The organism is Paractinoplanes deccanensis (genome assembly GCF_016862115.1).
Classification (GTDB): domain Bacteria; phylum Actinomycetota; class Actinomycetes; order Mycobacteriales; family Micromonosporaceae; genus Actinoplanes; species Actinoplanes deccanensis.
The window spans coordinates 91,202-103,850 of sequence record NZ_BOMI01000121.1 but is presented as its reverse complement, the minus strand read 5'-3'; the positions used below and the strand labels follow the sequence as shown (position 1 = coordinate 103,850).

Below are 12,649 nucleotides of genomic sequence, written 5' to 3'. Positions count from 1 at the left end.
CCGCTCTCCCGACGGCACCATCACCGCATGCGCCCGGTCAACCGATGCCACCACCACCGTCTGCGCCACCACCGCCTGCGCCACCTCGCGCGACCACACCACAGTCGCCGACGCCGCCGTCGGTGATGCCACCGTCCGCGACGCCACCACCGTCAGCGACACCACCTCAGCGCGCGACCGCACCACCCTTGGCGACGCCAGCACCGTCAGCGGCGCCACCTCAGCGCGCGACCACACGACCGTCGCCGACACCAGCACCGCCAGCGGCGACGTCCTCACCTCCTCCCCTGACACCGATGGCGGCGGTGGCACGGCCGTCCGGCGCGGCACCACCACAGGGATCGCCGACACCACGGGCACAGCCGCCACCACCACCGGTGACGCCACTTCGGCGCGCAACGCCACCACTGCCAGCGGCGACGTGCTCACTTCCCCCGCCGGTGACGCCACTTCGGCGCACGACGCCACCACTATCGCCGGCACCAGCGCCGCCAGCGGCGACGTCCTCACCTCCTCCGCTGACACCGGCGGCGGCGGTGGCACCGCCGCCCGGCGTGGCGTCACGGCGGGCGCAGCCGCCACCGAGGCCGCCGGCGCCGGTACCGATGTCAGCGCCGCTTGTCCAGCCGTTACCGCCCGGCCCGGCGCGGCCGGGTGCGCAGCCGGCGTGTGAGTCCTTTGTGCCCAGGGAGGCGTCTTGATCTCTGTCCTGCTCGCCGACGACCAGGATCTGGTGCGGCTCGGGCTGCGGGCGCTGTTCGAGAGCTCCGAGGGCTTCGCCGTCGCCGGCGAGGCGGCCGACGGGCTGGCCGCGGTGGAGCAGGCGCGCCTCACGCGACCCGACGTCGTGCTGATGGACATCCGCATGCCCGGCATCGACGGCCTCGATGCCACCCGCCGCATCGTCGCCGACCCGGCCCTGTCGACCACCCGGGTCATCGTGCTGACCACCTTCGAGCGCGACGAATACGTCTTCGACGCGCTCCGCCACGGCGCCAGCGGCTTCCTGCTCAAGAACACCAAACCGGCCGCCCTGCTCGACGCCATCCGTACGGTCGTCGACGGCGGCGCCCTCCTGGCCCCGTCGGTCACCAAGACCCTGATCCGCGAGTTCACCGGCCGCGCGATCCGCCCCGTGGCCCCGCACCCCCAGCTCGACCGCCTCACCGACCGCGAACGCGAGATCGTCGCCCTAGTCGCCCGCGGCCTCACCAACCACGAGATAGCCGACCACCTGGTGGTCAGCCCCGCCACCGCCCGCACCCACGTCAGCCGCGCCATGACCAAGCTGGGCGCCCGCGACCGTGCCCAGCTCGTCGTCTTCGCCTACCAGTCCGGCCTGGCCTGAGATGCCTGGGATGCGTTCGAGGCTCGATGCCGGCGTGGACATCGACGGGTTCCGGGCGACCCTCGACGGTTCGGTGCGGCGCACGATCCCGTCGAGCGAGGCGAGCGGATCGGGCGGCCACTGGCCCGGCGAGAACTGCCCCAGCGGCGGGTTGTCACTTGCCGGCGGAGCTGATCCACCCGCCCTCGGCATTCGCCGTGATCTCGTAGGAGGCGCGGGCGCCGTCCTCGAAGCGGACCACACACTGGTAGGTGCCCGCGCCGCGCGAGTCCACCGCGACCGCCACGCAGTTCGCGTCCGTCGCCGTGACGAGGTCGCCGTCCTCGTTGGTGACCTCGGCCTGCGCGACGATCGACTTCTCCAGTGACTCCGGCGTCACCTGGGGACCGCGGGCCGCGATGACGAGCAGCACCCCGGTGAGCACGATCCCGAGGATCCAGCCGACGCCCAGCGTCACACCGAAGGCGATCCAGTACTTCCGGCCGGAAACGCCGACGGCGGCCGCCTTCTTGGCCTGCGAGGCAGCGATGAACGCACCAAGCACGCCGATCAGCGCGGTCCCGGCAATCACCCAGCCGACGCCGGGCGCCTCACCCGCGGACATCACCGAGCGGTAGGAGTACGGCGGCGAGTCCTTGTAGCCCGCCCATTCCCCTGGCTGCCTGTGGCCCGCCCACTCCCCCGGCTGCGGAGCGCCCGCCCACTCCCCCGGCCGCGAATAGCTCTGCGAGGGCTGACCGGGATAAACCGGCGACGCATAGGCGGGCTGTGGGAGGGCCGTCTGCGCGTAGCCGTGCCCCGGCGGACCCGACTGCGCGTAGCCGTGCCCCGACACGCCCGACTGCCCGAACTCAGCCCCCGGCACGCCCGGCGGGCCATACCCGGGCTCAGGCACGCTCGACTGACCCGACCCAACCCCCGACAGGCCCGGCTGCCCATACCCCGGCTCAGGCACGTAGGGCGGTGCATACCCCTGCCCAGGAGTGGATGGCTGCGCATATCCGTAGTCGGGCGCGGACGGGTGCACGGACGCCGGCGTGGGTCCGTGAGCGGCCTCGGGCGGGACGTACCCGTAAGTGGGCAGACCGGACGGCGCCTGGTCGTACGGCATGGGCTGGCCCCACGCGTTGCCGGTCGGTGGCTCGGCTGTCATGGTCTCCGTCCCCGGGGGCGAGGTGCTGGGTCGTGCCCCAGATCGGCGGCGGAGGTTCCGGCTTGAGGCTTCGGGGAGGAATCGGCCACGACAGGCGGATTGGCTTGGCCGGGGTCGGCGGTGACGCTCAGGACAGGCGAATCGGCTGAACCAGGTCGGCCGCGATCCTCAGGACACGTGATCGGCTGAACCAAGCCGGCCGCGACGCCCAAGAAAGGCGAATCGGCCGGACCACGTCGGCCGTGACGGTCAGGACAGGTGGATCGGGTTTACCAGGTCGGCGGTGACGGTCAGCAGCATGACGGCGCCGCCGATGAGCACGGCGGCCACCGTCACGGGGAAGAGCCGGGTGTAGTCGACGGGGCCGGCGGCGGCGCGGCCGCGCAGGCGGCGGAGGGTGTTGCGGAGCCGTTCGTACCAGGCGACGGCGATGTGGCCGCCGTCGAGTGGGAGCAGCGGGAGCAGGTTGAAGACGGCCATGAAGAGGTTGAGGCTCGCCATCAGGAAGAGGAAGACCTCCCACAGGCCGCGCTCGACCGCCTCGCCGCCCAGGCGGCTGGCGCCGACCATGCTGATCGGGGTGTCGGGGTGGCGTTCTCCGCCGGCGATCGCCTCGATCACCGACGGGAGGCGCTGGGGGAAGGCGGCGAGCTGACCGGCGGTACGGGCGATCAGGTCGCCGGTGAACGAGAGCGTCGCGCCGGTGGCGGCGAGCGGGTCGTGGCGCAGGTACGCCGGCGGCTGCTGGGCGGTCGCGCCGATCATGCCGGCCTCGCCGGAAGCCGTCGTCACGCGGGCCACGTCGACCGAGAGGGTCACCGTCTCCGAGCCCCGGCGGACGGTCATCGCCGTCGGCCCCTCGGCGGCGCGCACGGCCGTGAGCACGTCGCTCCACGTGGGAGTCGGCGATCCGGCGATCGCCACGATCCGGTCACCGGCCCGCAGCCCGGCGGCCGCCGCGGGACAAAGGGGCGAACCCGCGCCACCCGGGCCAGCGGCGCCGCCGGGAGCAGCCGGCCCGCCCGGAGCAGCTGAACCGCCGGGAGCTGAACCGCCCGGAGAGGCCGGGCCGCCCGGAACCGTCGGGGCGGTGACGCAACTTGTCGAGGCCACGATCGGATCGTCGGTGGGGTGCAGGTTGGGCAGGCCGGTGCTGACGGCCATCACATAAAGGACAGTCAGAGCGAGCAGCACATGCACGACCGAGCCGGAGCCGAGGACGACCGTGCGCTTCCAAGTGGGGAAGCGCCACATCGCCCGGGGACGCTCGTCGCGGGTCAGCTCGTCGAGGGCCGTCAGGCCGGCGATGTCGCAGAAGCCGCCGATCGGCAGGGCCTTCAGGCCGTATTCGACGCCGCCGCGCCGGAAGGAGAAGACCGTGGGGCCGCGGCCCACGAAGAAGCGGCGCACCTTCATGCCGAAGGCGCGGGCCGTCAGCATGTGGCCGGCTTCATGCAGGGCAACCGAAACCGTCAGTGCGAGCAGGAAGAGCGCCACTCCGGCGAGATAAGCCGTCACCCGGCGGATCCTACCGGCGAAGACCAAGCCACCCGACCACCGCAAAGGTCGCAAAAAGCGGCGAGGGACGGGCCGAGGCGCGCCCGACGGGGGGCGAGGCGCGCCTCGGCGGAGAAAGGTCTCAGCCCCCCGCCCGGGCCGTGCTGCCACGCACGACCAACCGCGGCGTCTCCGTGCGCACGCTCTCGCGCCAGGCCGGGTCGGCGATCGCCTGCAGCAGCGTGGTGGCGACCTGGGCGCCCAGCGCGTGGGTGTCGCGGGACAGGCAGGTCAGGGCGGGGTGGACGATGCGGGTCAGCACCGAGTCGTCGAAGGAGACGATCGACAGGGTTCTCGGCACCTCGATGCCCATCTCGAGCGCCACCCCCAGGCCCGCCGCGGCCATCAGGTCGCTGTCGTAGACGATCGCGGTCGGGCGGTCCGCCCGGGACAGCAGGGCGCGGGTGGCGGCCGCGCCCTGGGCGTCACTGAAATCTGTGGGCACGGACTCGCCGGCGTGCAGGCCGCGGGCGGAGACCTGGGAGCGCAGGGCCGCCGCCCGGCGGGCCGTGTGCAGGTAGACGGGCGGGCCGGCCACGTGGGCGATGCGCCGGTGGTCGAGGGCCGCCAGGTAGTCGACGATCGTGGTCATCGCCTCGGCGTCGTCGGCCCAGACGCTGGGCAGCTGGTCGGGTTCGGCGGGCAGGCCCAGGGTGACGGCGGGCAGGCCGAGCTCGCGGACGAGCGCGATGCGCGGGTCGTCGCGCTGGAGGTCGACCAGGACCAGGCCGTCGACGCGGTGTTCCGACGCCCAGTGCCGGTAGAGGTCGATCTCGGCGGCGGTGTCGCGCACCAGCTGCATCTGCACCGCCGACGAACGCGCCGACAGGGTGTCCTGCATGCCGTACAGGATCTGGGTGTAGAACTGCTCGGAGCCGAGCGTGCGCGGGTCGCGGGCCAGCACCAGGCCGACGACGCCGGCCTGCGCGCCGCCCAGGGCCCGCGCGGCCCGGTGGGGGCGCCAGTTCATCTCGCGGGCGACCTCGAGGATGCGCGCGCGGGTCTGCTCGCTGACGCCGGGGCGGCCGTTGAGCGCGAACGAGACCGCGCCCGGCGACACGCCCACGCGCTTGGCGATGTCCGCGATGGTCGGCCTGTTACCCACGTCGCGCACGCTACCGCAGCTATAGCGGTTTAGCCAGTGGCCGGGCAAGAAAACAAAACGAAGACGAAGCGTTGACTATAGCGCTTTAGTTACCCACGATGTTGTTTCGCCGACGTTTCCTGCGACGCCGACCGGCGCAGTGCTGTGTTCGACGCCGAACTATGGGCTCAGGAGCTTCACACCATGCGATTCACCAAAGCAGCCGTCGCCACCGTGGCGGCTCTGTCCCTCGGACTGACCGCCGCCTGCGGTGGCGGCGGCGACGACAGCGCCACGAGCGACGAGATCACCGGCAGCATCACGCTGCAGACCTGGGCCCTGACGCCCAAGTTCACCGACTACCTCAACGAGGTCATCGCCGGCTTCCAGGCGAAGTACCCCGGCACCAGCGTCAAGCTGCTCGACCAGCCCGGCGACGGCTACTCCGAGAAGGTGCTGGCGCAGGCCTCCTCCAACACCCTGCCGGACGTGGTCAACCTGCCGCCGGACTTCGCGCTGCCCCTGGCGCGGCAGGACCTGCTGGTCGACGTCAGCAAGGACAACGACCTCACCAAGACGTACGTGCAGGGCGCCGTCGACGCCTACAAGTTCAAGGGCCTGGACGGCGTCTACGGCTACCCGTGGTACCTCAACACCGACCTGAACTACTGGAACACCAAGCAGTTCAAGGAGTGCGGGCTCGACCCGGCCAAGCCGCCGGCCACCACGCAGGAGCTGTTCACCCAGGCCGCGACCATGAAGGCCAAGTGCGCCGACGACTACCTGATGAGCCGCAAGCCGGACGTCTCCGACTTCGTCCGGGCGGGCGTCCCGATCGTCAGCGACGACGGCAAGAGCTTCGTCTTCAACACCGACCAGGCCGCCGCGCTGGTCGACCAGTACCGCGACGCGTACGCGAAGGGCTACCTGCCGCCGAGCGTGCTCAACAGCGACTACCAGGGCAACTCCAAGCTGTTCACCCAGGGCAAGGTGGCCTGGACGACCGGCGGCGCGACCGGCCTGGCCGACTTCGAGAAGGACAACCCGAGCCTCAAGGGCCAGATCGCCGTCAGCAAGGCGCTGGACACCCCGCCGCTGTACGTGCAGGGCGTCAGCGTCTCGGCGAAGAGCAAGCACCCGGCGACCGCGCGGGCCTTCGCCGAGTGGATCACCAACGCCGACAACCAGAACAAGTTCGGCCACATCGTGAACGTCTTCCCGTCGACCGTCGCCTCGGCGTCGGACAGCTACTTCGGCAAGGACGACGGCACCCCGGCCGGCAAGGCCCGCTCGCTCGCGTTCGGCGAGCTCAAGGACGCCAAGAACCTCATCCCGTACGAGGTCAACTCGGACATGCAGACGCTGCTCGACCAGCAGATCGCGCTCGCGGTCAAGGGCGACGTCACGAGCAAGAAGGCGCTCGACGACGCCGTGGCCAAGATGAACCAGATGCTGGCCCGGCAGTAGTGGCCGGTGGCGGCCGGCGGGTCCCCCCGACGAGCGCCTGCCGCCACCTCCTAGGAGACTCTCAGTGAAGACACACCGTTGGTTCACGCCGTGGGTGCTCACCCTCCCGGCGCTGGCCTGGCTGCTGGTGTTCAGCGTCTGGCCCTCCATCAACACGCTGCGGCTGTCGTTCACCGACGCCAAGCCGCTGGGCGGCAACGCCGACTTCGTCGGTGTCCAGAACTACTCCGACCTGCTGCACGACGGCGACGTCTGGAACGCCCTGCTCAACAGCGCCGTCTACATGGCGATCTGCCTGCCGCTGCTCACGGTCCTGCCGCTGCTGCTCGCCGTGCTGGTGGAGCGGAAGCTGCCGTTCATCGCGTTCTTCCGGACCGCCTTCTACGTGCCCGTCATCGCCAGCGCGGTGGTGGTCGGCCTGATGTGGACCTGGTTGCTCGACGACCGCGGCCTGATCAACAACCTGGCCAAGGCGCTGCACGTCGTCACGGCGCCGGTGCCGTTTCTGACCGACCGCTGGCTGGTGCTGATCAGCGCGATCAGCCTGACCGTCTGGAAGGGCCTCGGCTACTACATGATCGTCTATCTGGCCGCGCTCGGTAACGTGCGCAAGGACCTGCACGAGGCCGCCGCGATCGACGGCGCCGGCCCGGTGCGGCGCTTCCTGACCGTCACGGTCCCGGGCGTGCGTGGCACGATGTTCCTGGTCGCCGTGCTGGTCAGCGTCGCCGCGCTGCGCGTGTTCTCCGAGCTCTACATCCTCACCGGCGGCAAGGGCGGGCCGGGCGGCAAGGACCAGTCCCTGGTCATGCTGATCCAGCAGTACGCGGGCGGCTTCTACGGCAACCTCGGCTACGCGTCCGCGCTGAGCGTGCTGCTGTTCGTCGTCACCGTGGTCCCGATGGCGATCCTCGCGCGCCTCAACAACCGAGGTGAATCGTGAAAAAGATCGGTGAGCCCTCGACCGGCGAGAAGGTCCTGCGCTACCTCCTGCTGCTCCTCGTCCTGATCATCACGGTCGGCCCGTTCCTCTGGCAGCTGTCCACCTCGCTCAAGGGCGCCGGCGAGGACATCTACACGTCCACGCCGCAGTTCATCCCGTCGCAGCCGACGCTGAACAACTACAGCCAGGTGGCCGACGCGATCCCGGTCTGGCGCTACATCGGCAACTCGCTGCTGGTGGCCTTCCTGACGGTCGGCGGCAACATCCTGTTCGCCACCACCGCCGGCTACGCGATCGCCCGCCTGCGCTTTCGCGGCCGCAGGATCGTGCTCGGGCTCTTCCTCGGCACGCTGATCCTGCCGGGCGAGGTGACGATCATTTCCCAGTACGTGACCGTACGGGACCTCGGGCTCGCCGACACGCTCGCCGGTGTCGCGCTGCCCGGCATGGTCGCCGCGCTCAACGTGCTGCTGATGTTCAACGCGTTCCGGGCGCTGCCGCAGGAGGTCGACGAGGCCGCCGTCGTGGACGGCGCGACCGTCGCCCAGCGGCTGCTGCGGGTCTCGCTGCCGGCCGTGCGCGGCACCCTCGCGGTCGTCGCCATCTTCTCGTTCATCCAGGCCTGGGACGACTTCCTGTGGCCGCTGATCGTGCTGACCTCGCCCGAGAAGTACACGCTGACCGTGGGCCTGCAATACCTGTCCGGCACCTTCACCCAGGACCAGCGCCTCATCGCGGCCGGCACGATGATCGCCTTCATCCCGATCGCGATCCTGTTCAGCGCGTTGCAGCGCTCCTTCTTCAAGGGTGTCGAGGAGGGCGGCGTGAAGGGCTGACCCGCTCCCGTCCGGTAAGAAGCGACAAGAAAGCGCACCATGAGATTCGGCGTCAACTACACCCCGTCGGCCGGGTGGTTCCACTCCTGGCTCGACTTCGACCCCCGTGCCGTCCGCGACGATCTGGCGGCGATCGCCGGGCTCGGCGCCGACCACATCCGGCTCATGCCGCTGTGGCCGCACGTGCAGCCCAACCGCGGCCTGATCCGCCCGCGCGCGCTGCGCGACGTGGTCACCGTCGTGGACATCGCCGCCGACTGCGGCCTGGACGTCAACGTCGACGGCCTGCAGGGCCACCTGTCCAGCTTCGACTTCGTGCCCGCCTGGCTGTCGAGCTGGCACCGCCGCAACATGTTCACCGACCCGGACGTGGTCACCTCGACCGCGCACTACCTGCGCAGCCTGGCGGCCGCCGTCGCCGACCGGCCCAACCTGCTCGGCCTGACCGTCGGCAACGAGACCAACCAGTTCGCCGCCGCGCCGCACCCGTTCCCCCACCCGGTCACCGAGGAGGGCGCCGGGGTGTGGCTGGCCCGCCTGACGGCGGCGCTGCGTGAGCAGGTCCCGCCGTCGGCGCTGGTCACCCACGCCATGTACGACGCCGCCTGGTACGACGACACGCAGCCCTTCGGCCCCGCGCACGCGGTGGCGCACGGCGACGAGACGGTCGTGCACTCGTGGGTCTTCAACGGCGCCGCGCAGGCCCACGGCGGCCTGGGCGCCGGCTCGGTGCGCCACGCCGAGTACCTGTGCCGGCTGGCCGCCGCGTGGCACACCGACGCGGCGCGTCCGGTGTGGCTGCAGGAGGTCGGCGCGCCGACCAACGTGGTGGCCGAGCGCGACGCCCCGGACTTCCTCGAGGCCACCCTGCACCACGTCGCCCGCATCCCGGAGCTGTCCGGCATCACCTGGTGGTGCTCGCACGATGTCTCGCGCGAGCTGCTCGACTTCCCGGAGCTCGAATACGACCTGGGCCTGATCGCGAGCGACGGCCGGGTCAAGCCGACCGGCGAGCGCTTCGCCGAGACGATCGCACAGATTCGCAAGGAATCTCACACGGTGGAACAATCGATGGCGCTCGTGCTCGACGACACCGTCCCCGGCTACCGTGCGGCTGCCGGGCCCACCCGCGACTTCTACCGCTCCTGGCTGGAGCTCGCGGGCGACGGCGCCGGCCCGCAGATCGTCCTCGCGTCCCGGGCCGGCGACACCGAACTGCTCCGCGAACGCGGCATCTCCGACCTCCGCCGACCCACCGAAAGGCGCTGACCATGCACGACGACATCCCGCTCACCGTCGGGCGCGCGACCCGCGTCCTGGCCGAGCGCATCCGGCCCGCCGTCCACACCGCGAGCGTGCCGTTCGAGGTCGAGTTCCACGCCCTGCCCGGCGAGCCGATCCCGCCGGCCGAGGGCCTCGCGCTGGCGTACGAGCCGTACAGGGTCGGCACGCCCTGGGGTCCCGCCTGGAACACCACCTGGTTCCGGCTGCGCGGCACCGTGCCCGCCGAGTGGCGCGGCCGCACCGTGGAGGCCGTCGTCGACCTGGGCTTCGACGTCAACATGCCGGGCTTCCAGTGCGAGGCGCTGGTCTACCGGCCCGACGGCAGCCCGGTGAAGTCCATCAACCCGCGCAACCAGTGGATCCCGGTCGGCGACGCCGAGACCGTCGAGCTCTACCTGGAGGCGGCCGCCAACCCGGTGCTGCTCGACTACCACCCCTTCCTGCCGACGCAGGAGGGCGACATCCGCACCTCGTCGCCGCGGCCGCTCTACACCACCCGGCGCATGGACCTGGCCCTGTTCGACGAGCAGACCTACGAGCTCGCCCTCGACATCGAGGTGCTGCTGGACCTGCAGGCCACCCTGCCGGCGACCGCCCCGCGGCGCATGCGGATCCTGCAGGCCCTGGACGACGCGCTCGACGCCCTCGACCTTCAGGACGTCTCCGGTACGGCGGCCGCCGCCCGCGCCGCGCTCGAGGAGGTGCTGGCCGCTCCCGCCGAGCACAGCGCCCACCACGTCTCGGCGATCGGCCACGCGCACATCGACTCGGCCTGGCTGTGGCCGGTGCGCGAGACGATCCGCAAGGTGGCGCGCACCGCGGCCGGCATGACCGAGCTGATCGAGCTGGACCCCGACTTCAAGTACGGCATGTCCAGCGCCCAGCAGTACGCGTGGCTCAAGCAGCACCGCCCCGAGGTGTGGGAGCGCGTCGTCAAGGCGGTGCGGGACGGCCGGTTCATCCCGCTGGGCGGCATGTGGGTCGAGAGCGACACCGTCATGCCCACCGGCGAGGCGCTGGTCCGCCAGTTCACCTACGGGCAGCGGTTCTTCCGCGAGGAGCTCGGCGTCGAGAGCCAGGGCGTGTGGCTGCCGGACAGCTTCGGCTACTCCCCCGCGCTGCCGCAGCTGATCCGCCGCGCCGGGTTCCAGTGGTTCTTCACCCAGAAGATCTCGTGGAACCAGGTGAACAAGTTCCCGCACCACACCTTCCTGTGGGAGGGCATCGACGGCTCGCGGGTCTTCACCCACTTCCCGCCGATGGACACCTACAACTCGCAGCTGTCCGGCGCCGAGCTGGCGAAGGCCACCAACCAGTTCCGCGAGAGCCGGGTCGCGTCGCGCTCGCTGGCACCGACCGGCTGGGGCGACGGCGGCGGCGGCACGACCCGCGAGATGGCGGGCAAGGCGCGGCGGCTGCGCGACCTCGAGGGCAGCGCCACGGTGAGGTGGGAGCACCCCAACGAGTTCTTCGCCCAGGCCCGCGCCGAGCTGGAGCACCCGGCGGTCTGGGTGGGCGAGCTCTACCTGGAGCTGCACCGGGCCACGCTGACCAGCCAGCACAGGACGAAGCAGGGCAACCGGCGCAGCGAGCACCTGCTCATCGAGGCGGAGCTGTGGGCGGCGACCGCGGCCGTGCGCGCGGGTGCCGCGTACCCGTACGAGCGGATCGACGCCCTGTGGAAGGACGTGCTGCTGCACCAGTTCCACGACATCCTGCCCGGCACCTCGATCGCGTGGGTGCACCGCGAGGCCGTGGCCACGTACGAGCGGATCCGCGCCGCGGCCGAGGAGCTGATCGCGGCGTCGCAGGCGGCCCTGGTCGGCGAGGGTGACCGGCGGATCACGCTGAACCCGGCGCCGTTCACCCGCGACGGCGTGCCCGGCCTGTCCGGCTCGGAGGTGCGGCCGGTCGCCGGCGAGGTCACCGTCGACGGCAACGTGCTGTCCAACGGCATCGTGTCGGTGACCGTCTCGGACGAGGGACTGATCACCTCGGCGGTCGACCTGGCGAGCGGCCGCGACGCGATCGCGCCGGGGCAGGAGGCCAACCTGCTCCAGCTGCACCAGGACTTCCCCAACCAGTGGGACGCCTGGGACGTGGACCGCTTCTACCGCAACCGGGTCACCGACCTGCGCCAGGTGTCGTCGCTCGACTTCTTCCAGGACGACAGCGGCGCGCACGTCCGGATCGTGCGCGAGTTCTCGAAGTCGCGGGTGACGCAGACCCTCACGCTGGCGCCGGGCAGCCGCACGCTGCGCGTCGACCAGGAGGCCGACTGGCACGAGACCGAGAAGTTCCTGAAGGTCGCGTTCCCGTTCGCCATCCAGGCCGAGCACGTCGCGGCGGAGACCCAGTTCGGCTACCAGAAGCGGGTCACGCACACGAACACGAGCTGGGAGGCGGCCAAGTTCGAGGCCTCCATGCACCGGTACGTGCTCGTCGAGGAGCCCGGCTTCGGCGCCGTGCTGGTCACCGACTCGACGTACGGCTACGACCAGACCCGCGACTCCACCGAGGAGCACGGCGTCACCACGACCGTGCGGCTGTCGCTGCTGCGCGCGCCGCGCTTCCCCGACCCGGAGACCGATCAGGGCACCCAGACCTGCTCGTACGGCCTGGTCATCGGCGCCGGCGTCGCGGAGGCCACCGAGGCCGGCATCGCGATGAACCTGCCCGCCCGGGTGGTGGCCGGCGCGCACGGCTTCGAGCCGCTGGTCTCGGTCGAGGGCGACGGCATCGTCATCTCCGGCGTGAAGCTGGCCGACGACCGCAGCGGCGACCTGATCGTGCGCGTCTACGAGTCGAGGGGCCGCCGCGCCCGCGGCACCCTGCACGTGCCCAGCGACGTGCGCTCGGTCCAGGAGGCGTCGCTGTTGGAGCGCCCGATCGGCGAGGGCTCGCTCGAGCTCACGCTCACCCCGTTCGAGGTCCGCACGCTGCGCCTGTCCCGCTGAGGCGACCGGGGGCCCGGCCG

At 71.4% G+C, this 12,649-nt stretch carries 10 protein-coding genes; 7 read left to right on the top strand and 3 right to left on the bottom strand.

What is annotated here, in order from left to right:
• Together Ade02nite_RS30780 and Ade02nite_RS30775 are read left to right on the top strand one after the other, a co-directional pair.
• Positions 1–673: hypothetical protein (locus Ade02nite_RS30780; RefSeq protein ID WP_438871003.1), on the top strand; the 673-nt coding region annotated here is incomplete at its 5' end.
• Between the two features lie 24 nt (positions 674–697).
• Positions 698–1,348, top strand: coding sequence for a response regulator transcription factor (locus tag Ade02nite_RS30775; protein WP_203771561.1), 651 nt, complete (start codon positions 698–700; stop codon positions 1,346–1,348).
• Positions 1,349–1,502: 154 nt separating this feature from the next.
• Here Ade02nite_RS30775 and Ade02nite_RS30770 read toward each other — a convergent pair whose 3' ends face one another.
• The 3 genes from Ade02nite_RS30770 to Ade02nite_RS30760 form a co-directional block, all read right to left on the bottom strand.
• Positions 1,503–2,183, bottom strand: a complete 681-nt coding sequence (locus tag Ade02nite_RS30770; RefSeq protein WP_203771560.1) for a hypothetical protein — start codon at positions 2,181–2,183, stop codon at positions 1,503–1,505.
• A gap of 567 nt (positions 2,184–2,750) precedes the next feature.
• Entirely contained in the window at positions 2,751–4,019 is a 1,269-nt protein-coding gene (locus Ade02nite_RS30765; RefSeq protein WP_203771559.1) for a M50 family metallopeptidase, read from the bottom strand.
• A gap of 121 nt (positions 4,020–4,140) precedes the next feature.
• Entirely contained in the window at positions 4,141–5,163 is a 1,023-nt protein-coding gene (locus tag Ade02nite_RS30760) for a LacI family DNA-binding transcriptional regulator (RefSeq protein WP_203771557.1), read from the bottom strand.
• A 183-nt stretch (positions 5,164–5,346) separates the two neighbouring features.
• On the opposite strand from Ade02nite_RS30760, the gene Ade02nite_RS30755 reads away from it, so the two are divergent.
• The 5 genes from Ade02nite_RS30755 to Ade02nite_RS30735 all read left to right on the top strand — a co-directional run bounded on the left by Ade02nite_RS30755 (position 5,347) and on the right by Ade02nite_RS30735 (position 12,629).
• Positions 5,347–6,609: an ABC transporter substrate-binding protein gene (locus Ade02nite_RS30755; RefSeq protein WP_203771555.1), complete on the top strand. Its 1,263-nt coding sequence runs from the start codon at positions 5,347–5,349 to the stop codon at positions 6,607–6,609.
• A 64-nt stretch (positions 6,610–6,673) separates the two neighbouring features.
• The gene (locus tag Ade02nite_RS30750) at positions 6,674–7,552 is read left to right on the top strand and encodes a carbohydrate ABC transporter permease (protein WP_203771553.1); all 879 of its coding nucleotides are present in this window, start codon (positions 6,674–6,676) and stop codon (positions 7,550–7,552) included.
• Positions 7,549–8,388: a carbohydrate ABC transporter permease gene (locus tag Ade02nite_RS30745; protein WP_239169190.1), complete on the top strand. Its 840-nt coding sequence runs from the start codon at positions 7,549–7,551 to the stop codon at positions 8,386–8,388. Before Ade02nite_RS30750 ends, Ade02nite_RS30745 begins: the two co-directional genes overlap by 4 nt.
• Before the next feature lie 39 nt (positions 8,389–8,427).
• Entirely contained in the window at positions 8,428–9,657 is a 1,230-nt protein-coding gene (locus tag Ade02nite_RS30740) for a glycoside hydrolase 5 family protein (protein ID WP_203771551.1), read from the top strand.
• A gap of 2 nt (positions 9,658–9,659) precedes the next feature.
• On the top strand, positions 9,660–12,629 hold the full coding sequence (locus Ade02nite_RS30735) for an alpha-mannosidase (RefSeq protein WP_203771549.1): 2,970 nt from the start codon (positions 9,660–9,662) through the stop codon (positions 12,627–12,629).
• Positions 12,630–12,649: the final 20 nt, after the last annotated feature.